General features: G+C 66.0%; 19 protein-coding genes. 13 read left to right on the top strand and 6 right to left on the bottom strand.

Annotation, left to right across the window (positions count from 1 at the left end; genetic code table 11):
* Nucleotides 1-34: 34 nt before the first annotated feature.
* Nucleotides 35-478, top strand: a complete 444-nt coding sequence (locus tag VB059_RS06605) for a DUF2871 domain-containing protein (protein WP_323421225.1) — start codon at nucleotides 35-37, stop codon at nucleotides 476-478.
* Between the two features lie 247 nt (nucleotides 479-725).
* On the opposite strand, the gene VB059_RS06610 is transcribed toward VB059_RS06605, so the two are convergent.
* Complete coding sequence (locus VB059_RS06610) at nucleotides 726-1,631, bottom strand: hypothetical protein (protein WP_323421226.1); 906 nt, start codon at nucleotides 1,629-1,631, stop codon at nucleotides 726-728.
* A 92-nt stretch (nucleotides 1,632-1,723) separates the two neighbouring features.
* Entirely contained in the window at nucleotides 1,724-1,906 is a 183-nt protein-coding gene (locus VB059_RS06615; protein WP_323421227.1) for a hypothetical protein, read from the bottom strand.
* 176 nt (nucleotides 1,907-2,082) lie between these two features.
* Here VB059_RS06615 and VB059_RS06620 point away from each other — a divergent pair, with 176 nt between their 5' ends.
* Both VB059_RS06620 and VB059_RS06625 read left to right on the top strand, forming a co-directional pair.
* A complete protein-coding gene (locus VB059_RS06620; protein WP_323421228.1) occupies nucleotides 2,083-2,643 on the top strand; it encodes a hypothetical protein in 561 nt (186 codons plus the stop codon).
* A 145-nt stretch (nucleotides 2,644-2,788) separates the two neighbouring features.
* Nucleotides 2,789-3,814 (top strand): hypothetical protein, encoded by a 1,026-nt coding sequence (locus tag VB059_RS06625; RefSeq protein WP_323421229.1) that lies wholly within the window; start codon nucleotides 2,789-2,791, stop codon nucleotides 3,812-3,814.
* 3 nt (nucleotides 3,815-3,817) lie between these two features.
* Here VB059_RS06625 and VB059_RS06630 read toward each other — a convergent pair whose 3' ends face one another.
* From VB059_RS06630 to mobF, 4 genes are all read right to left on the bottom strand, one after another.
* A complete protein-coding gene (locus VB059_RS06630) occupies nucleotides 3,818-5,563 on the bottom strand; it encodes an ABC-three component system protein (RefSeq protein ID WP_323421230.1) in 1,746 nt (581 codons plus the stop codon).
* Nucleotides 5,553-5,804: an ABC-three component system middle component 6 gene (locus VB059_RS06635; RefSeq protein ID WP_323421231.1), complete on the bottom strand. Its 252-nt coding sequence runs from the start codon at nucleotides 5,802-5,804 to the stop codon at nucleotides 5,553-5,555. Before VB059_RS06635 ends, VB059_RS06630 begins: the two co-directional genes overlap by 11 nt.
* Nucleotides 5,788-6,672, bottom strand: a complete 885-nt coding sequence (locus VB059_RS06640) for an ABC-three component system protein (RefSeq protein ID WP_323421232.1) — start codon at nucleotides 6,670-6,672, stop codon at nucleotides 5,788-5,790. Before VB059_RS06640 ends, VB059_RS06635 begins: the two co-directional genes overlap by 17 nt.
* Nucleotides 6,673-6,968: 296 nt before the next feature.
* Nucleotides 6,969-10,532: a MobF family relaxase gene (gene mobF, locus VB059_RS06645; RefSeq protein ID WP_323421292.1), complete on the bottom strand. Its 3,564-nt coding sequence runs from the start codon at nucleotides 10,530-10,532 to the stop codon at nucleotides 6,969-6,971.
* Between the two features lie 444 nt (nucleotides 10,533-10,976).
* On the opposite strand from mobF, the gene VB059_RS06650 reads away from it, so the two are divergent.
* The 10 genes from VB059_RS06650 to VB059_RS14535 all read left to right on the top strand — a co-directional run bounded on the left by VB059_RS06650 (nucleotide 10,977) and on the right by VB059_RS14535 (nucleotide 21,540).
* Nucleotides 10,977-12,632, top strand: coding sequence for an ABC-F family ATP-binding cassette domain-containing protein (locus VB059_RS06650; protein ID WP_323421233.1), 1,656 nt, complete (start codon nucleotides 10,977-10,979; stop codon nucleotides 12,630-12,632).
* Complete coding sequence (locus VB059_RS06655) at nucleotides 12,629-13,897, top strand: MFS transporter (protein WP_323421234.1); 1,269 nt, start codon at nucleotides 12,629-12,631, stop codon at nucleotides 13,895-13,897. The genes VB059_RS06650 and VB059_RS06655 overlap by 4 nt, the downstream gene beginning before the upstream one ends.
* Nucleotides 13,898-14,061: 164 nt before the next feature.
* On the top strand, nucleotides 14,062-14,886 hold the full coding sequence (locus VB059_RS06660) for an AraC family transcriptional regulator (RefSeq protein ID WP_323421235.1): 825 nt from the start codon (nucleotides 14,062-14,064) through the stop codon (nucleotides 14,884-14,886).
* Nucleotides 14,887-15,118: 232 nt separating this feature from the next.
* Nucleotides 15,119-16,084, top strand: coding sequence for a bifunctional DNA primase/polymerase (locus VB059_RS06665; RefSeq protein ID WP_323421236.1), 966 nt, complete (start codon nucleotides 15,119-15,121; stop codon nucleotides 16,082-16,084).
* A gap of 35 nt (nucleotides 16,085-16,119) precedes the next feature.
* A complete protein-coding gene (locus VB059_RS06670) occupies nucleotides 16,120-16,749 on the top strand; it encodes a DUF2637 domain-containing protein (protein WP_323421237.1) in 630 nt (209 codons plus the stop codon).
* Nucleotides 16,746-17,207, top strand: a complete 462-nt coding sequence (locus tag VB059_RS06675) for a hypothetical protein (protein WP_323421238.1) — start codon at nucleotides 16,746-16,748, stop codon at nucleotides 17,205-17,207. Before VB059_RS06670 ends, VB059_RS06675 begins: the two co-directional genes overlap by 4 nt.
* Nucleotides 17,208-17,298: 91 nt before the next feature.
* On the top strand, nucleotides 17,299-18,147 hold the full coding sequence (locus tag VB059_RS06680; RefSeq protein WP_323421239.1) for a hypothetical protein: 849 nt from the start codon (nucleotides 17,299-17,301) through the stop codon (nucleotides 18,145-18,147).
* Nucleotides 18,144-19,124: a ParB/RepB/Spo0J family partition protein gene (locus tag VB059_RS06685; RefSeq protein ID WP_323421240.1), complete on the top strand. Its 981-nt coding sequence runs from the start codon at nucleotides 18,144-18,146 to the stop codon at nucleotides 19,122-19,124. Before VB059_RS06680 ends, VB059_RS06685 begins: the two co-directional genes overlap by 4 nt.
* 35 nt (nucleotides 19,125-19,159) lie before the next feature.
* The gene (locus VB059_RS06690; protein WP_323421241.1) at nucleotides 19,160-19,885 is read left to right on the top strand and encodes a hypothetical protein; all 726 of its coding nucleotides are present in this window, start codon (nucleotides 19,160-19,162) and stop codon (nucleotides 19,883-19,885) included.
* A gap of 17 nt (nucleotides 19,886-19,902) precedes the next feature.
* Nucleotides 19,903-21,540, top strand: coding sequence for a M23 family metallopeptidase (locus VB059_RS14535; RefSeq protein ID WP_416339512.1), 1,638 nt, complete (start codon nucleotides 19,903-19,905; stop codon nucleotides 21,538-21,540).
* Nucleotides 21,541-21,543: the final 3 nt, after the last annotated feature.

Raw genomic sequence — 21,543 nt, forward strand, 5'->3', positions numbered from 1 at the left:
TTTCCCGAGCTCACCCCCGAAAGGAATCACTCACATGAAGAAGCTGCTCAACGCGTCCTTCATCTACATGCTCGTCGGCATCGCCTCCGGCCTGTTCTATCGCGAGTTCACCAAGCTCAACGGATTCCCCGAAGGGAAGTTCACCCAGCTCGGCCTCGCCCACACGCACCTGCTCATCCTCGGCTTCGTCGTGCTGCTGATCGTGCTCGTCCTCGAGAAGGTCTTCACGATCTCGCGCAGCCCGCAGCTGTTCGACTGGTTCTTCTGGCTCTACAACGCCGGAGTGGTGCTCACTGCCGGCATGCTGATCTGGCACGGCAGCCTCACCGTGCTCGGTCAGGAGTCGACCAAGATGATCGCCGGCATCGCAGGCGTCGGCCACATGCTCATCACCGCCGGGCTGATCGTCCTCTTCGTCGCGCTCCGCCGCGCGGTCACCGCCGACACGCCCGCCCCCAGCGAGGCCGTCGCGGCCTGACCAAGGGCTCCGACGCCCGTCACCCCGCAGGCGAAAGCTCGTGGTCCTTGTCGCTTGGCCGAATGTGTCGCAACATCGGTCCCGGCGCAGGGCCACGAGCTTTCGCGTCCACGGCCCACGCCTTGACACCGCCCTGTGGCTCCCCCCTCCCCCCCGGACCAGTGCACGCGGCGGATCACATTGGGCTGCTTGTCGTCGTCGTTCATGTTCGTCGGCTCCATCTGTCGGCAGGACCGGTAGGGACGGCTCAGGCTGCGCCCAGCTGAGCGAAGACCTCGATCAGCGTCGCCCCGAGTCCGAGCAGGGAGAGCAGCAGCGGCGCGGCGACCACGAGCGACGCGTTCAGGCCCGCCCAGAGGGCGTTGTCGTCTCGGCTCACGGCCCACATCGCAAGCCACAGCATGATCACGTAGGTGCAGGTGAACGACAGCGTCACGAGGGCCAAGGCCAATGCGTCCTCTGCCCTGCCGGTGCCGACCTCGGCGATGGCGAAGATCACGGTCAGCGGGATGTCGATCACCAGCAGCACGACACCACGCCAGCACCCTCGGACGGACCCGGCCAGCCCGCGCTCGCGCAGCTCGGCCCAGATCAGCAGGGCGGGGATCGCTGCCGTCACCCAGCCGATCAGCGGTTCCCGGTCCAGCAGCGGCCAGAATTGGATCCCGACGAACGCGAGAACACCGTAGACGATGAGCGCATAGCGCGCCCGGGTGCGCTGCCGCAGCACGAGCACGCCCAGCCAGACCGGGAGCAGCACAAGAAGCAGCTCAGCGAGGATCAGGCCCAGGACGAGCAGCGTGATGAGTGCCAGGCCCTCCGGACCGCCTTGGCGCGCCCAGTTCCGGCCGTCGATCATCAGCAGAGCGCCGAGCCAGACGGCGAGCACAGCCATGAGCCCGCCACCGACGACGGCGAGCCAGCCGGCGATGGTCGCCGCGGGGGTCTTCCTGCTGGTGCGGAGCGTCGGCGAGGTGGCACGTGCACGCTCGTCAGCGGAGTCTCCCCAGCACCAGGCGAGCATGAGCACGACGATCAGCAGGACCGTGAGGGTGCCGGGCCTGATGAACACCGAGACAAGCGTGAAGGCCGCCCCATAGTTGTCCTCCGGCTGCGCGACGAAGCTCGTCAGCGCGGCGATGACGTCGATCACCGCCGCCAGGAAGAGAGAACCGGCGAACCACAGCGGCAGGTGCGAGGTGAAGCCGTGGCGTGCCAGGCTCAGGCTCCGCAGACCGGCCGTCCTCATGCGTTCTGGGCCGGGTGGTCGGAAGACGGCCCCCGGGGGTCCTGGGACTGGGCCAGCGGCAAGAGCGGCATGGTGCTCATCGTCGGCTCACGGCCGTTGGTCTGCTGGACGCTCGCAGCCCATTTCTCCACAGTTATTGGTTGGGGCTGCTGCTGGGGGAACTGGTCGGGGTTCGTCATGGTACGGTTCGGCGCCTCCAGGGCACCTTTCCTTTCGAATCGAATCGAAGCTGAGGTGTGGGCCGGAGACTCAAACTATGGCCGCGACGTGAACCGTCCATCCGGCGACCAACGCACCCGGCGGCATCCGACACTCGCACGTATGCGGGAGAGCTGACGGACGAGAATGGCGGCGGATGGCCGCATACTTCGTCGAATCGACCCGTCTGGAATGCCCCGAGACTTGCCCAATTTCACTTTATTTCCAGTTCAGGGCGTGCGTCAAATTCTTGTCACGAGGCGAATGCGCTCACGGCCAGGACTTCTTCGCCAGCGTCGAGTTGAATGCGCCACGCCATGCGAAGGCGACGGGCAGCTCACCCCGAGCGATCACGACGATCCTCGCCAGGTCATACAAGAAAAGAACCTTGCCCTGCGATCATGCGGGGCAAAGTTCAATTGTCTTCAATCTGGTGGACGCGGCCGGACTCAAACCGAACACCTGGCAGCGGTTCGAGAGGCTCCGTTCCGCGTGGAATCAGGCGAAGCTCGGCGTTGGCGACACGCCGTTGGTGCCATCAGAGTGTGAGCTTGGGGTGGTCAGAACCCCAAGGAGACGAGCTAGAACACCCCTGACGGCGAGGGAACTGGACGCAATCCGAACTGCCCGAGCCAACGGCGAAAGCGTAGTGTCCATCTCGCGCCGGTTCGGCATCCACCGCATGACGGTGTGGACATACACGAAGGACTTGCTCTGACGTCTGCCACGAGGCTTGACGGCGTAGTTAAGGCCGACGCTCCCGTCTTCGGTCACCAAGTGATGCCGTCGCCATACGCCGGTTCGCTCGGAGCATGCTCTCGACGGGGCCGGTGGCCGTCGACGCTCCCTGCGACAATAGACTTGTGAAGTTCCGTCGTCGCAATCTCGAATCCCTCGGCGAACTCGTCGTCGGCAATGTAGGCCGTGACGATCCCGCGAACGAGGACGAAGCCAGGTACTTCCCGTATCGCTCCAGCATGTACATCACTGAGTTCTTCCAGGAGCTGGACACCGACTACCAGCACGATGGCTCAACTCGCCATCGTTGGGTTGCTGACGTTCTGGAGGAGATGCTGGCCGAACCGCACGACGGCCCCGGTCATCCTCCTGCGGTCTTCTGTCGTCTCATCGACCAACTCATGAGTCCAGCCGATCGGCTGAACGAAGGCCCCGACCGTCCTCGTGCGCTGGCACAACTCAACGAGGTACTCGGCCGCGAAGGTTTCGAGGCGTTCTACGGCGAAGACAACCACTGCTACCTCCGCCACGTCGGCACCCAGACCGTCACTGTCCTTGCCGCCAATCCGCACCGCCCCTTCAGCAAGGCCGAACTGGAGCGGCGGCAGCTCTTGACGGCCTACCTCGACCAGTGCAGCGAGGATGATCTCATCGAGGAGGTGCTGCTCCCGCTGTTCAGGCAGCTTGGCTACCACCGCATCACGGCAGCCGGCCACAAGGACAAGGCGCTGGAGTACGGCAAAGACATCTGGATGCGCTACACCTTGCCGACCCAGCACATTCTCTACTTTGGCATCCAGGCGAAGAAAGGCAAGCTCGACGCCTCAGGCGTCACCAAGGCCGGTAATGCCAACATGGCCGAGATCCACAATCAAGCGCTCATGATGCTGGCACACGAGATCTTCGATCCCGAGACCAACCGCCGGGTCTTGGTCGACCACGCCTTCATCGTGGCGGGCGGGGAGATCACCAAGGCCGCCCGCAACTGGCTCGGCAACGCTCTCGACGCCAGCAAGCGCAGTCAGATCATGTTCATGGACCGCGACGACATCTTGAACCTCTACGTCGTTGCGAGCCTCCCGCTGCCCGAGGGAGCCTTGCCGCTGTCGCCCTCGAACCCGTGGGCGACACGCGGCGAGGCACCGTTCTAGGGCCTAGCTGAAGCGGAATCCGAAGAGCCCACCGTCGTCGGTTGCGTCGGTGAGTCGTGGCGACACGATGTACGGCTCAGCATCAAAAGCCCCGTCGCTCTGGGCTTCAACCAGGTCGATGAAGTCTGAGTTGAGCGTCACGATGTACTGGAATCTGTGCTGTTCAGCCAGCCGAGCACCGATGTTGAGGCACGATGCGATCTGACGACCATCGATTGCATCGAACAAGTGGCTGTCGTGGATCAGGATGCGAGGCGCGCGGCTGTTCTTGATCGCAGTAATCAAGCAGGTCGTGTCGAACATGAACGTCTCGACGCTGCGCACACCGGTACTCGCGTCGCCTGAGACTTGCGGAGTGACCTTTAAGATGCCCTTCTCCGTAGGAGCAACCAGAAGAGTGGCTTCGCGGTCGGTGTATATCTCCGAGCCCAACTCATCGAACAGGGCGATCGACGCGTCGAGAGAACTCGACCGTTCGTGCAACTCTGCGCGAACGGACGTTACTAGCTCTGCGGTCTTGAGCTTCACCCTGTCGTTGATCTGGCTAATCGATGCCGCCGCCTCGACGCGGCGTTCTAGGTCGGCGACGTCGGCCTCCAACTTCGCCAAATCTCGCTGAACAGCTAGGAAAGTGTCGAGCGCAACAGTTTCGCTCAGTAGACGCAGAATCCCAGAGCGTTCGGCGTCGCGAGTTCGTCGTTCAGCATCAATGGCCTCTAGGCGCGCGGATGCGGCCTCCAACTCTTGCTGAAGGAAGCTGCGTCGGTTGCGGACGACAGAGTGATGAAACTCAGATACTTCATCAAATCGCCGTCCAACAAGATCGGGTAACACGACGCCGAGTTCGTTGTAGACGCGCGTCAGCTTCGCCTTCAGGGCCGCATCCTCAGCGGGGTCGACTTCGTCTCGCAGAGCGGTCTCTAGTTCGCGGCATCTGCGCTGAAGCGCGAGCCCTTCGTCATTGAGGCGCTGAATGGATGCGGTGAGTCCGTCCGCCTCGCGCTGATGATCAGCGTATTGCTCATCGACTTTGAACTTGCTTAGCGACTCTTGTGCGCGATCTCGCTGTCGGCGGACGTTTGCGAGCTGGGCGCGCAACTTTGGCTCATCGAGGGTGAGGTGCGTGAGGGCGCCTTCTTTGACCGCCTTGCGAATGGCCTTTCCCTGCTTCGTCAGCTGATCAAGTTCTCCCGACTTGGCGAGGATCTCAGGCGACAGACCCAGTAGGTGTCCAATCCGAACGCCTGATTCCCAATCCGCCTCGACCTGGTAGACCTTGGTCGGAGTGCCGAAGAAGGTCCGAACCAGCTGCCCCCAAAGCTGTCCTGGCGTCGGCCGCGCCGTGTCATCTGGGATGCGGAACAGGTGCTCCGCCTGTAGCGCTCGCCATTCCTCCACTGGGATCGGCTGGCGCTCCGTGACGACCGACCATCCGCTGATTTGCACTCGAGTTGTTGGCGAAACCGGCCGAGTGACCGTGACTTCCTCTTCAGCCGCGCCATCGGGGGAAGGCAGGACGAGCTTGACGTAGAAAGAGTGACTTGCAAGTTCAGGGGCCTTGAACTCGGGGGGCAAGTCGCCTCCCATGACGTAACGCATGATCTTGATGAAACTCGTCTTACCGACGCTGTTTCGGCTATCGCCTTGTGCGGACGACTCCGTACGATCCGCGACGAGGATGTTGAGGCCACTGGTGAACTCAAGAGACTTGAACCGGCTGTCTGAGGAGCCGAGGGAGCTAAGAAACACGAGCTCTCCTCAGATGCCCGGAGGGCGTCCACTCCACGAGATTGATCGCAAAGAGAGAGGCCAAAGCGAGTGAGAACCAGTCGAAGGTGATGTGATCGAGGTCACCGCCTTCACGGTCGTGAGCCATGTATTGCTCCCAGAGAGCAGTAACCGACTTCGGCGTTTGAAGGTACTCCAGCACATCAGCGCCGACCGTAATGATCGCCCTTTCGGCCGAGACGCCCTTAGTTGGCAGCAGCATGAGCGCTCCCCAGAGTTGCTGGCGGGGTCTCGAAGATGTGACACGAGTCGAAGAAGTAGGACACCACGGCGTAGGCGGCGTTCGCTCGCTTAGCATCCATCCTGAAGTTAGCCCCGGCCACGGCGACATAGATCCGTTCAAGGATCTCGACGGGCTCTGTCGTCACTTCGCGGGCAGCCAGGTAGATCGCCCTGAAACGTTCGCCGTGCGCGTCCGACAGAGCCGGATCAGATGCGTCCGCGTACCACTTCTCAATGCGAGGAGCCATGAGTCGACCGCTGTTGAACTCCAGCCGTGAACCGAGGGGTAGGTTGTTGAAGTCCATCTTGTTCGCCGGAACTGGAAGGACCGACGCGGCAACGTCCACGCCATCGTCCGACTGCCCGATCGCATCCAAGAGCGGTAGCAGGTCAACCAACTCAAGATTCTCGATGCCCGGAGCGCCTGGGTACAACTCGTCTAGGACTTGCGGCGTAAGGGTGCTCACGACCTCAGTCCAGAGGTTCGCTGGTTGCCAAATCCTCATTGTGAGCGGCCGTTGCGTTCCCTCGTCATGCTGCTGTTGGAGTGAGGTGAACGACTTCAGAGTTTCTGGTCCAACCGGGGCATTAGTAACAAACCGCCACGTCAGGAACGTGGCCCACGAGTCTCGCCCCCGGGTGAAGTCTGATACGAGCTTGGCCTGAAGTTCACGTTCAGCGTTCCGCGCTGGCCGTTGTCCGTAACACGCGTACAGGATCTTTCCCGCGTCCGCCAGGCCATCGCACCCGCCGTCGCCGAGCGTGCCTGATGGTGCCGGGTTCGTGAAGTCGTCGTGGAAGCGCGCAAGGATGCGGGTGACGTAGTCCTCGAACTGAGCCCCAGACACCAGGCAACCTTGCTGGTGTCGGAGGTGGTACCAGTCACGCCAGTTGGAGGTCATCAGCATCGATGTTTGCCTCCTGTCAGCATGCGAGAGCGGCCGGTGCCGCCATGTCAAGATTATCGGTCAGGCTTGGGTTCACTGGGCATCCGTCCACGTGTGCCGCAGCTGCGAAGCCCGACTGATGATGAGGAGTCAACGCACGGCCCAGAGAAGTCGGGTCTTCGGATCTCCGAGGCCCTGGCAGCGAGAGCGTGCCGTCTGGAGTTACGGAACGCTCGCGATTGAGCGTCCGCCTGTGTTCATAGGTGAGGTCCACGGTCGAACCGCTGCGGCAAGCTGCGGGAAGAAGTGCCCTCGTGCCGCTTCCCGAGCATTTCGACCCGGCGAAGAGCGGTAGTGGCTGCGCGATACTCGGCTGCTTGGTCTGCGGTCGTGATCGCCTTGGCGTCGCCGAGCGGTGACGGGCTGGTGATGTCGTAGCGGTATCGGTACAGCGCGACGGTGGCGGCGTGTGCGTCCCACCGCTCTCGCGCTTCGAGTCGTGAACTTGGCTGCCCGAGCCGCGCCACCCACGCGGCTCCCGCTTCTTGGGCGTCGTGCAGGAGTTGGCGCGCGGCGGTCTCGATGAGCGTCTGCCGCTCGGTGAGGGCGGTCTGCATGTCGTCGGCGATCGGTGCGGCAGGCGTCGGGATGAGTCCAGCGACTCGCGCCCTGGCTCGTTTGCCGGACCGAAGTTGCTGGGTGGCTTGGTCGAGCACGGAGGCGAGCTGCGCGGCGGGATCGGCCTGGTCTTCGCCAGGCGTGAGCCTCGGCGCGAGCGCGGTGAGCGCCGCCGCCGCAACATGCCCAGCTGCCTCGTGGCGTGCGAGTGCGCTCTCCAAGTGCTCGTAGTAGGGGCTGGTGAATACGTCGTCGGCCACGTTCTCGGGGAACGGTGCTATGTCGAGCAGCGCCGCCCAGCGGTCGATCTGCGCTTCGCGGGCGAGCACGTCGTACTCGGCGAGCAGCGTGGACAGCGAGGCGTGACGGTCTACCTCGAGCGTCAGGGTTTCGGTCGCGGATAGGTCGGCGTCGCTGCGCGCGAGCACCTTGGCGAGCCGTTCTGTCAGGGTCAGCGGCTTCGGCTGGTCGAGGTGCGGCTCGACCTCGTGCGGGTCGGGCACGATCACATAGGCGTAGTTACGGTGCTTACCTCGCGTCATCGCCACGTAGAACAACTCCCGCGACGCCGTTTCGGGATCGACGAGCGCGTGCGCGGTATCGACGCTGGCTCCTTGGGCGCGGTGAACCGTGGAAGCGTAGCCGAGCTCGACTTCCTCGCGCACGTACTTCGCAGGCAACACGAGAGCCTTGCCATGCGGCTGGTCGCCGCGCCCCAACCGGCGCACGGCCAACGAGCCGTCGTCGTAGCGGTGCGTGACTTGCCAGCGGTCGCCGTTCTTGACCCACGACCTGCCGGTGGCGAGGCGGCGGTCGTTGAGCCGGGTGACGACGAGATCGCCGACGCCTGCGGTGGTGCCGTCGTGCAGACGCAGGCCGTCGGCCTCAACCCGCCCAGCCTCGACCAGATCGGCGCGAGCGCGCTCGTTGAGCTGGGCGACCATCTCGCCGGTGCCCGCGATCATCAGCGTGCGCAAGCCCTCGTCGCGGTCGCTGCGCCAAGCCTCGTAGATCGCATCGAGCATCGTCTCGGCATCACCGCCCGCCACCCTGCCCCGCTCCTGGTACTCGTCGAGAGCGTCCGTGTTCCCGTGTCGCAGGCCGAGGCTGGCGGTCTTCTCCCACTCGTTGGCGAAGCGGCGCACATCGGTGAGTTCGGGCACGCTCTGCCGGTGCCGGACGAGCATCCCGAACGCCCCGCCCGTTTCCACCGCCGAGAGTTGCGCCCAATCGCCGATGAGGACGATCTTGGCTCCGACCTTGGCGGCGTGCTCGGTGATGCGATCGAGCGCGAGCGTTCCGGCGAGGGAGGACTCGTCCACGAGCACGAGCTGCCCGGCTTGAAGGTTCCAGCGTCCATGATGGTGTTCGTAGAGGAACTTCGCGGTGTTCTCCGCTCGCACGCCGAGGGAGTCGCCGAGCACTTCGGCGGCGGCCGCCGACGGTGCGAGGCCGATCACCGAGTCGCGTCCGTGCGCGGCTGTCCATGCCCGGTGCAGGGCGCGTAGCGCGGTGGTCTTGCCGGAACCAGCGGGGCCGACCAGCAGATCGAGGCTCAGACCGGAACGGGCGATGCGGGTAATAGCGACGGCCTGATCGGGGTCGAGCCGGACGCCCCTGATCTTGCGAGAGGTATGCCGCGCGACGAGCCGCGCCGTCAATGCTGGCCCGCCGGTGCGCTGGCTGTGCGCGAGTAGGCGCTGCTCGGCGTCGAGGATGTCTTGACTGGAGTACGCGATCTGATCGACCGGCTGGAACCTGTCGCCCTCGCTCTCGACGTAGTGGGCGGGTAAGGCGCGGTCGTAGTCGGGGGTGAGCCGCAGCGATTCGGCTTCGGCGTGCGCGACGATCTGATCGAGCACCTGGAGACGGTCGTCGGTGGTTGCGAACCGAACGCCCATGATCTGCCGCATCGTCTCGGCGTGCAGGTTCCATCGCCCCCAGGTTGCGCGCCGGTTCGCTACCTCCATCAACACCACGGCGGCGAGATCCTCGATCTGCTCCAGCCCGAGATCGTCCGCACGCAGCCGGGCCTCGGTCGCACCCCGGTCGAGCAGGTGCTGCGCCCAGGTGGGAGCGTCCTCGCCGAGCACGACCTCGGCACGCGCACGCCAGTCGGCGGTCAGCTCCGCCAGGGAGCGCAGTTCCTTCTCGGGTCGCGTCTCCAAGGTTGCCTGCTGCCGGAGCTTCGCAATCGTCGCCGCTGGCGGTTGTCTGCCGTGCGCTGCGACGTACTGCTCGATCAGTCGGTTCTTGACCTGCTCGATGCCCTCTCCGCCGTCGCTACCGCCGGTGGTGCGGCGGGAGAATGCCGCGATCAGCGCCGCAGATACGCCCTCGATCTCCCACCCGGTGTTGCGGTCTTTGCCCCGGTCGACGGGCACCCACGTCACGCCGAGCAGCCGCGCGGTGTGATCGGTGAGAAAGGCGTTGTACGACTCCGAGAGAGCGACAGCGGCCTTGTGCAGTCGGCGGGAGTCGAGGGTGCGCCAGCGCCCATCTACGCCCTGCACCTTGTTCGACACCACGACGTGCGTGTGTAGTTGAGGGTCGGCGGCTCGGGAGTCGTAGTGGTCGAACGCGGTGGCGATCACGCCCACGATCGGCATCTGCGCGATGCCGCCCGCGCCGACGCGGGTTGCAGCGACCCGCTGTTCCAGCAACGCGATGGTGTCGCGCATTGCGGCGTGATGCGCCTGCGCAATCAGGGCTTGCGTGCCCGCGTCGGCCACGCCCCAGATCGCGCTGACCGACTTCGGTGGGGAGAACGTCAGGTCGAACCCTGCAACGGCGGTGCGCGGCTTCTTCGCAACCTCTTCCTCACGGATGCGCTGCACGGCGTCGGCCCGTGTCTCGCCTCGCAAGTCGGGGTCGAGGCGTGCAATGCGCGCCGCAATCCGCTCGCGTGGGGGTTGCAGCGAGGGGAACCTCTTGCCGAGCTTGCCGCCGGTGATCGGGTGGATGCCGTCACCGAGCAGTCGGGCTAGGTGTTCCTCGGTCACCGTGTCGCCCTCGGCCAATGCCGGGGTGCGCCCGTCGTCGAGGCTCATCAGTCCGGTGCCGACCCAGGTTCCGGGCGGGCAGCCGGACTCGGTGTAGTACCGGGTCAGCGGGCTGCTCATCTCGCGGTCGCCGTCGCCGACAACGACCGATTTCAGCAGGTACTCGTAGCCCTTGCCGGACGACATGACCCGGATGGTCATCACCACGACGGCCCCTCCCCGAGACCGTCACGGGAGGGGCGATCTCGGGGGTCAGGTGCGCGCGCAGCGCGCGGCTCGCACTCTTAGTGCCAGACGTGTGGGGAGTCTGGCACGTAAAGCAGATGCCTCCATATCCAACGCGACTCACGCTGTCGGACTCAGCACGTGCTGCGAACCGGCAAACCAGCATGGCGTGCTCCGACCCGCTCGTGCGCACACTTCAGAGGCCGCCAAAGAGGGGGTGACGTCCGGCAAGCAGCGCGTGAGGTATACTGTCTCCATGCATTTGTACTTCCTGTGACGGCTGAAGCGGTTGACCGCGCTCGTTGAGTCTCTCCGAGCCTGCGGAAGCCACTCCTCCTGACCCTTCTCGGGTCGCCGTCATTTCGCGTACCCCATTGGCCGGACTTGCTGGCTCATGGTGCGCCTTTGTGAAGGACTCAAATGCACACCGCTACTCACCGTCTTCCCGCGCGCGGTCGCGCGCAACTCATCGCCTCCGACGTCTCAGTCATGCGAGGCGCCACCCCGGTTCTCAATCATGTGGACCTCACCCTCACCCCTGTTTCGCGCGTCGCGATCGTCGGCGAGAACGGACGAGGCAAATCGACCCTCCTGCATGTGCTCGCGGGCACGCTCGCCCCCGACAGCGGAACGGTGCAGCGCATCGGCACGATCGGCGTAGCGGAGCAGGAGATGGATGCCTCCGACCAGCGCACCGTGGGAGAAGCCGTCGCAGACGCAATCGCCGAACCCCTTGCGGCATTGGCGAGACTGGACGTTGCCAGTCACGCGCTCGCCGATGGCACCGACGCCACCGCAGCGGAGTACGCAGCCGCACTGGAGCATGCCGAAACAGTTGATGCCTGGGATGCCGAGCGGCGCGTGCAGGTCGCCCTCGAAGCACTCGGCGCAGAAACCGACACGACTAGGCCGCTCGCGGAGTTGTCAGTCGGACAACGCTACCGCGTGCGCCTGGCCTGTCTTCTGGGCGCTGACGACGACTTCCTGCTGCTCGATGAGCCCACAAACCATCTCGACCGCAGCGGGCTGGAGTTCCTCACCGCCCAGCTCCGATCCCGCAACGGCGGTGTCGTGGTCGTGAGCCATGACCGGGCACTCCTATCGGACTTCGCCGAGACCATCGTCGATCTCGATCCGACTCCGGACGAGCGGCTGCGCGTGTACGGGAATGGCTACTTGGGCTACAGGGAAGGACGACTAGCCGAGCGGGAGCGCTGGGAACAGGAGTACGACAAGCAGCAGGCCGAGCGTGCGCGGCTGCAAGACAGCCTCAGCGCCGCCCAGAACCGGCTCGTCTCAGGATGGCGCCCGGAGAAGGGCACTAACAAGCACGGGCGCGCCACGAGAGCCGGTGGCCTCGTGCAGAACGTCCACCGACGCCGAGAGGCACTCGAAGCGCACGCGATCACCGTGCCCGAGCCGCCCCAGGTGTTCCGCTTCCCCGAACTGCGCACCCGAACCGGCGCGGCGCTGCTAAGCGTCGAGAACGTCAGCGTCACTGAACGGCTTCGCAGTCCAGTGTCGTTCTCACTGTCGCACCGCGGCAGGCTCGTCGTGACCGGCCCAAACGGAACAGGAAAATCCACCCTGCTCAAAGTTGCTGGCGGAGACCTTGCGCCAGACACCGGCGTGGTGCGCAAACCCCGCACGACGCGCCTGGGGTTTCTTCGCCAGGAGTCCGACCTGCCGCCCGAACGACGAGCGAGCGAGGTCTACGAAACGTACCTCGATGCGCTCGTTGCTGCCGGGATCGTGCCGTCCTCGGATGCGGTTGGGGTGTCGCAGCTCGGCCTCCTGAAACCGCGAGAGCTGAGCAAGCGGGTGGGCGAGTTGTCGATGGGGCAACAACGACGTCTCGATCTGGCGCTGGTACTCGCCGCGCGCCCCCATGTCCTGCTCTTGGACGAACCGACGAACCATCTCTCCATCGCCCTCGTCGACGAACTCACCGAAGCGCTGGGGGCAACCCAAGCGGCCGTCGTCATCTCTTCTCACGACCGGCAACTCCTGCGTGATGTGGCCGACTGGCCGAGCATCGACCTGTCGGCGATGGCCGGAAGCGCGGTGCCGGTATGACCGAGAAGAAGCTGAACCTGCTGCGCTCCATTCGGCCTCTTGCGACGCGCGACTACCGCCTCCTGTTCGCCGCTGTCGGCATCGAGGTCTTCGGCACCGGCGTGTGGACGATCGTGATGGTCTTCCAGGTGATCGCGTTGAACGACAGTCCGCTAGCGCTCTCAGCGGTGGCAACCGGGATGAGCCTGGGCCTGTTCGTGTTCTCCATGCTTGGAGGAGTTATCGCCGACCGTTTCTCCAAGCGCCGCATCATCATCACCGTGCAAGGCGGCACCGCCGCGATCATGTCCGCGGTGGCTGCCCTGTCGCTGACTGGGACTATCGAACTATGGCACGTCGCCGTCGCTTCGTTCGCGATGGGTGCCGGAAGCGCGTTCTTCTACCCGGCTTACAGCTCTTATCTGCCCCAGGTGCTTCCACCTGAGCAGCTTCTCGCCGCGAACGGCCTCGAAGGTGCGCTCCGGCCGACCCTCGGGCAGGGCCTCGGACCTGCACTCGGCGGAATCGTCGTCGGCTTGTTCTTCCCCGCCATCGGAGCGGTGATCGTTGCGGCCTCGTACACGGTCGCGTTCATCATCACCCTGTTCCTCAGCCGCCGTGAACATCTGGACGAACCGGTAGCGCCAGAGGATCGAACCAGCATGTGGGGCGATCTCCGTGCGGGCATTCGCTATGTGGTCGGCACCCGCTGGCTACTGTGGACACTGATCTTCGGTTCCTCGCTCGCGCTCATCATTCAGGGGCCGATCGAAGTGCTCCTGCCGTTCCTGACCCGCGACCGATTCGAGGACGCCGAAGCGACCTTTGGCTTCCTGCTGGCCGCATTCGGCATCGGCGGAGCTGTCGGCTCGTTGGTCGTGTCATCGCTGAGACTCCCGCGCCGCTACCTCACGTTCATGATCGCCTGCTGGGGCGGCGGCACTTTACCCCTCGTGGCAATAGGAATAGCCGACAGTCTGATCGTGATGCTTGCGGCCCTGTTCATCGTCGGAGCCGCCACAGGGGCCGGGGTCGTGATCTGGGGAACCCTGCTGCAACGGCTCGTTCCCCTCGACATGATCGGTCGCGTCGCAAGCCTTGACTTCTTCGTCTCGATCGCCTTCATGCCCGTTTCCATAGCTATTGCAGGCCCACTATCTCTACTCGTCCCAGTGCCGGTGATCTTCGTGGTTGCGGGAGTGCTTCCCCCTCTGCTCGCCGTGATCGCGCTGACCGCGGGACGCATGAGACAGGCTGAGGCGGGACGTCCGCTGGATGCCTTGTAGACCACAAAACAGATAGGGTCGATCTCCGTCATCAGTCCGCATACGTGAGGGCATCAGAACTTCGACGAGCGCGTTCGTCCGAGCCTCAGGCCGGACCATACGCGCCTTTGGTGGCGCGAACTCGAACTATGCATCGCCCTGTGCTGCCGGTGGCGTATGACTGTGTGAAGTTCATCATCGTGCGCGATGGCTCGGCCTGCCTGTTCTCCGAGTTCGGGCAACAGCCGGTCAAGGCCGGTGACGTGGTGATGCTGGGCGCGAACGTGCTCTGCGGGTCAGAACCCGAGGGGCACATCACGGTCACGACGATCTATGCTGACACCGACTTCCTGCTTGACCAACTGCGCTGGCAATACGCGGCATTCCTCGATGACCGGCTCGACGCGCAAGGGTTCGCCGAGACGATCTACACCGAGCCGGCGCAGATCTTGCGCCTCGGCGAAGACCGGGCGGGGATGCTGATGCCGTGGCTCGATGAGATGGTGCGGCTCAGCGTCGACGGGCACCCCGTGCGGCACTACCTGCGGATGCAGGCGCTGTGGTTCCAGATCGCCTACGTGATCGCCCCCTACATCAAGGTCTCGCCTGTGCGCCTCTCAGCATCTCAGCGTGCGCATATCCGGCCCGCCCTCCCTCGTGATCGACGCTTCGCCCCCTTGCGGGCTGAGGTTCGCCACGTCGCGCAGCTGCTGCGCGAGCGACCGGAGCAGCGGTGGTCGCTCGACGACCTCGCTGCTGAGGTTCACCTTTCGCCCTCGCGGTTGAGCAGCGTGTTCATCGAGGCATACGGCAAGACACCGTTGGCGTTCTTGACGATGATTCGGGCGGAGCTTCTGGCAAAATACTTGCGAGAGACCGACCTCACCGTCGCCGCCGCGATACAGCGCGTGGGCTGGCACTCCCGCAGTCACGCGACCCGACTCTTCCGCGAGTACGTGGGCGTCACACCGGGCTACTACAGGCAGATGCGGCGGGCGTTCACCGCCTGAGCGGTGTACTCGATCACCCAACCCTGAGCCGCATTATCGAGACTATCGGCGCTCGCCCGTTCCGGGCCGGTTTTGCCTGGTAGTCCGGTACAGACTCGTCGGGTTCTTCATGAAGCCTGACGGTCACAGTCTCGATTCCTTGTCCGTCTCGTCTTCCTGAACCTCCCGACGCACCTCACGGTCGTACGGCCACCCACTGGCGGGTGGCATCCGGCGGAAGGGAGGCCTGGCGATGGCTGAGGTACGCGACGCTCGCGCGGCGCACGATTTGATCGCGCGTCGGGCCTCGGCGGTCGCTGCGATCTTCTACCGGCTCGGCGAGAGTGTGCCGCTGCCACTCGTCGCGCGCGAGCTGGCCCGTCTCGATGTGCCGGTGTTCCCGTGCGCGCCAGGCGGGAAGCGTCCGATTCCCGAGCGCGGTTTCCACGAGGCGATCACCGACGCCGGGCAAGTGGAGGCGTGGTGGCGGCAGCGGCCTCGCGCGAACCTTGCCATCCCAACCGGCGCAGCCTCGGGTGTGGTCGTCGTCGACGTTGACGTACACAAGGTCGACGGGTACGCCGCGTTCGGACGCGCCGCACGCTCCGGGCTGCTGCCGGAGCCGTTGGCGGTCGTGACCACGCCCACTGGCGGCAGGCATCTGTACTACCCTGCGGACGCTGGGCGCGAGCAGCGGTCATGGCAAGTGGGCCGGGCGGGTATCGACTTTCGGGGTGACGGCGGCTACATCATCGTGCCTCCCTCGCAGCGCGCGATCGACGGTCACCCGACTTCATACCGAGTCGAGGCCGTTGCCGGAGGGCTGGTGGTGCCGCTGGCGGCGCAGCGGCTGCGCGACTTCCTCGACCCGCGCCCGAAGTACGTGCCCGCGCCGGAACCACCGGGCGGCTGGCCGCTGGACGTTGCCCGGCTCGCCTTGCAGGTGGCTCGCAGACCCGAGGGCGAACGCAACCTGGGGTTGTTCAAGGCCGCGTGTCGCATGGCCGAGCACGGCCACTCGCCCCGCGAAGCGCTCGACGCGCTCGGCCCGGCAGCGGGCCAGTCCGGGCTGGGCGAGCACGAGATCACCCGAACAGTCGGCTCGGCGTATCGCCACGTCAGCACCTACGGGCCGCGCCGTCGCGCCCCGGTACGCCAGACGGATTCCGGGTTCGCCCACAATGAGCCGCCGGTCTCGGTGAGTGGTCGGGGGCTGTGATGAGCGTGCAACGAGCGGCATGGGGTTGGGCGGTCGTGACCGCTGCGACCGGCACTGTGCTGATCGGTATCGGCGCGTTCTGGCTCTCGTTCATGGCTCTGGCCGACCTCGCGGCCCGGTCGGGTATCGCACCCGGGCAGGCGTGGATCTGGCCTTTGCTCGTGGACGGCTTGATCGTGGTCTCCACCATCGCGGTTGTCGCGCTCGATGGTCGCCGAGGTGCCTGGTATCCGTGGGCGCTGCTGATCTGCGGGGCACTCGTGTCGGTGGCTGCGAACGCGCTGCACGCGATCGTCGCTGCCGATGCCAGCGTGCCCGCCATGCTCGCCGCGACGGTCGCTGCCGTTCCGCCGCTGGTGCTGCTCGCCAGCACGCACCTCACCGTCGTCCTCACGCGCTCGACCGCCGCGCCGCTGAGCACGCCGCAGGCACCGTCCGAGCTACCCGCTGCGACCGAACCCTTGGCTGCGATCGAGTCCGAAGCAGCGCCGGACGCCGAGCCGGTGCTGGGGAGGCGTGACCGTGCCGCTCGGCTGCGCGAGGCCGGCTGGTCGAACAAGTCCATCGCCGATGAGCTCGGCGTGCACGCCTCGACGGTGGGCCGTTGGTTTACCCCGCCGGTCGAGGAACCGGAAATCACAACAGAGATGGAGACAACATCATGAACATTGACCCGCGAGAGCAGGCACGAGGATACGACGACTGGCGCGTCGAGGATGTGCCCGAACCGGGGATGCCAGAAGACCGCAGCGAGGTTCGGCAGGTGCCCGAGGCGGTTGCCGCCGCCGACGTGACCAAGCGCAAGGACACCACGGTCGAGACCGCCGCGACTGACGAGATGACCGATGCAGCTGAGGCAGCAGAGGTCGAGCAGAAACTCGAGGAACACCGGGCGCGCGGTATCGAGTGGGTGCGGCCCACCGATCTGATCGCCCGCAACACGGCATCGCTGGCCGGGCGGGGCATCGACATGGAAGTCGAGATGTCACGTAAGGCCCGCGAACCACTCGTGGCTGGGCTGCGGAACCTCGGTGACCGGGCAAGGCGGCTGTCGCCGCTGTCGGCGTTCGGGCACGGTGCCCGACACCACGCGCCGACGAGGGCTGCGGTCGGGAAGTCGTGAAGCGGTGAGTAGCGATGACTCGACAACGACCGCCCGACCGCCCCCGACGCGACGGCCAGCCCTGTGCACCTTGCCGCCAGGAGGTGCAATCATGACGACCCGCACGAGCTTCCGTGAACCGGAAGACTTCACCCGCAGCGAGGGCTTGCGTGCCCTGCTGAACCGACTGCACGAGGGCGGCCCCGGCGCGTGGCAGTGCGACCCGGTGGCCGCCGACCTAATGGCCTACGCCGCCGACAAGTACGGGGCGCTGGCCCGCAAGCACGGCCTCGACCCGTGGGAAGCAGCCAGTGCCGCGTTCGATGTGATGCGCACCAAGGCCGCGCGCACCGCGAACGACCCGTGGGGCGTGGTGACGCACGCCGTGCGCATCACCTGCATCGCCGAGGAACGCGGGCAGGGCCTGTTGTGTTCGGTGCATCAAGCCCGGCGTCCGCACATCTCCGCGTTCCACGACGCCGAGCGGCTGTCAGATCGGGAGAACCCGCTGACGGACTACCACTCGGCGTTCCACATCACCGACCCAGACCCAACCGGCGCCGACGAACCGGCAAGCACGACGGCGTGCTGCTCGGCAGGCTCAGCGGTCGAAGACGCCATCGCACTGTTCACGCTGCTGGGCTGGCCCCCGCATGTCGCCCGCGCCGGGGTCGAGCACATCTGCCAAGCGCTCGCCCGAGCAGGCAGCCGCCAGAGCGCCTACGAAGCGCTGCGCCGCGACAAGCACGCCCGCGCCCTGCTCGACGTGAACAGCACCGCGTGGACAGCGCTGCTGAAAGCTCTACTCGGGCATCCCAGCCCCGCCTACGCCGCGACCGCTGCCGGGCGCGGCATCCTGCTCCGGCTGCTGATCGGCGAGAGCCTGCGCGCGCTGCTGCGCGACGACGATCTCGTGCTGATGATCTCGCTCGCTGCCCCGAAACGCGGAGGCCGGTCATGAGCAGGCACACCGGGCACATCGAACTCGACCGCACCGTCGAGTCCATCATCGTCGGCAACCGGCACCGCACCGACCTGGGCGACCTGACCGCGCTGGCCGAGTCCATCGCCCGCGACGGCCTCCTGCAACCGCTGACGGTCACCATCGACGGGGTACTGGTGTGCGGCGCGAGACGGCTGGCCGCGATCAAGCTGCTCGGCTGGCGCACGGTGAACGTGTGGGTGCGCTCGGGCATCACGGGCAGGCTCGGCCACCTGCTGGCCGAGCAAGACGACAACATGCTCCACAAAGACCTCACCCCGGTCGAGGCGGCTGCGCTCTACCGCGAGCTGAAGACCCTCATGGCCGAGGACGCTTCACGCAGGCAAGCCGCGACACGGTTCAGCGCGGAGAACCAGCCCGGAAAGGACGGTGCGGGAAAGTTTCCCGCACCGTCCTTTCCGGTGGGCCGCGCCAGCGAGCAAGCCGCCGCGATGATTCCCGGCGGCGCGTCGTACAAGACGCTCGACAAGATCGACTACCTGCGGCAAGTCACCGACGACCCCGACCTGCCCGCCACGGTGCGCGGCGACGCCGCTGCCGAACTCGAACGCATCGACGCCGGTGCCCCGGTGCATCCCGGCTTCGAGCGCATCCGCGCCGCCGTCACCGAAGCCGCAAGCGAGACCACCGATCTGGAAGCGCTCGCACAAGAAGCCGTCGCCCGCGCGCAGGCGGCGCAGACCAACCCCGCACCGGTCACCTCCACGGGTGAGACCGAGCCTGCACGGTGGCCGGTGCGCGCGTTCGTCGCCACCTGGAGCGAGCTTGCCGACTGGTGGACGCACTACGACGCCGAAGTACTGGCGAACGAACTCAACGATGAGCAGATCGCCTCGTTCCTGGCGACCGCTGACGGCACCAGCGCGTTCGCAGACGAGCTGCGCACGGCGCGACAGGTGCTGAGCAATCCGCGTAGGCACCTCCGAGCGCTCTGACCCTGATCGGGTGCGCGGTGGCGCACCTGGGGGTCATGAAGACGACTCCCGATGACCCCGCCCGCGCCCGCCGCCGACTGATCTCCTTTGTCTGCGCCGGGGTCGCGTTCCTCGTCCTGGCCGCGATCGGTGTCTACGGGCTGGTGACCGGCCCGAACGACGCCGACCCGTCACCCGATGGGCCACCGACGCCGATTCGCATTGACCCCGATCAGCCGACTCCGCGCCTGCCCTACATCACCCCGTCGACCGACCCGGACGAGTTCGCGCGCGATGCCGCGCACGCGCTGTTCACCTGGGATACCACCAGCGGGTTCCTGCCGCTGGACTACACCGCCGTGCTGCTGGACGTGGGCGACCCGACCGGGAACGAGCAGGCGGGCCTGGCCTCTGACATCGCCGCCTACCTGCCGTCGCGTGACGCCTGGGTCGATCTGCGCCAGTACAGCACGACCCAGCACTTGACCATCACCGACGCCTACGTTCCCGAGCAGTGGGCGCAAGCGGTCGAGCAAGCTCGGCCCGGACAACTCCCGGTCGGTGCGACCGCGATCACGATCGAGGGCACCCGGCACCGCGAGGGCATCTGGAACGAGGAACCCGTGACATCCGAGCACCCGGTGGCGTTCACGATCTTCCTCGCCTGCCCACCCGACGACCCGCCGAGCGGCAGCCAGAGCGAGACCAGCGCGCCCGATGCGGGTGCGGTGCCGTCCTGCTACCTGCTGCGCCTGTCGATTCTCGACCAGCCGCTGCGCTGAGACGAAAGGCCATGACGATGAAGAAAGCAGTCATCGCCCTCGCCCTGCTGCTTCTGCTCGGCCCATTCATGGGCCTGCTGGCGATCGGCGTGCTGATGAACCCCGCCGCGAACGCCGAGTGCACCATCGACGGCTCCGGCATCACCGTGGGGAACATCCCTGACTCGTTGACCGCGACCACCGCGAACGGCGAGACCATCACACTCAATCGGCAGCAACTCACGCACGCGGCCACCATCATCGAGATCGGTTCCGGCATCGACGGGGTGGGGCGCGACGGCATCCAGATCGCGCTCATGGCCGCACTGACCGAATCCAGCCTGCGGATGCTGTCGAACACCTCTGCGTACCCCGAGAGCGCCGACTACCCAAACGACGGCAACGGCGGCGATCATGACTCGCTCGGCCTGTTCCAGATGCGCCCGCAGTCGGGGTGGGGAACGGTTGCCGAACTCATGGACTCCACGTATCAAGCGCGGGCGTTCTACGGCGGGCCGGACGGCCCCAACTACCCAAGTCCGCGTGGCCTGCTCGACATTCCCGGTTGGCAGCAGATGGGCAAGGGTGAGGCCGCGCAAAGCGTTGAAGTGTCGGCCTACCCGGATAGGTACAACAACTACGAGCCGGTCGCGCTCACCATCCTGGGCACGCTCACCGGCTCCGGTGGCCCGACCACGATCAGCGCCGGGGCGCAGCCGGTCACGGTCGCATCCGAGATTGCGGAGACCGCGCGGGTCGTGTTCCCGCTGCCGGAGGGAACCTGGGTCGCCACCGACCCGTTCGGGCCGCGTGTCCACCCGATCACCGGCGAAGACAGCTTCCACACCGGCGCGGACTTCGCCGCCCCGGACGGCACGCCCATCCTCGCCGCCGCGTCGGGCACGGTGACCGTCGCGGAGTTCTCCGGTGGCTACGGGGGCCTGGTCGTCATCGAGCACCGCATTGACGGGCGCACGGTCGCTACCGCCTATGCGCACAGCTGGCAGCACGGCATCCACGTCTCGGTGGGCGATCAAGTACGCGCCGGGCAGCACATAGCCGACGTCGGGAGCAGCGGCATGTCGACGGGGCCGCATCTGCATTTCGAGGTTCGTGACGGCGGCACCAATGGCGAGTTCATCGACCCTGCCGCATGGCTGAATCAGCACGACGCCGCCGACCTCCCCGAAGCCGAGGTCGGGCCTCCGAACGGCTGCAGGAGCAGCACCGGAACCGCCGGTGACCCGGCCCCGTTCGACGGTGATGACCCGAACCGGATGGTTGACGACCCGACCTCGAACGGGCAGATCACCGCGCGGATGCTGCACCTGTACGAGCAGACTCTCGCGCAGTTCCCCGACATCGGGTGGGGCTGCTACTCGCCCCGCCCCGGCACCACTTCGGAGCATCCTCTCGGCAGGGCGTGCGATCTGACGTTCGGCAACGCGATCGGCCAGTACCCGACCGCCGAGCAACTCGACTACGGCTGGCAGGTCACCGAGTGGATGCAGACCCACGCCGAAGCGCTCGGCGTCGAGTACCTGATCTGGCAGGGCAAGATCTGGTCGCTCTCGCGCGATGCGGAGGGCTGGCGTCCGTACAACGGCGGCGGGATGCACGACCCCGACAACGTGACGGGTGGGCACTACGACCACCTGCACGTCACGGTGAAGTAGCGG

Source organism: Raineyella sp. (assembly GCF_034933565.1).
In the GTDB taxonomy this organism is placed as follows: Bacteria; Actinomycetota; Actinomycetes; order Propionibacteriales; family Propionibacteriaceae; genus Raineyella.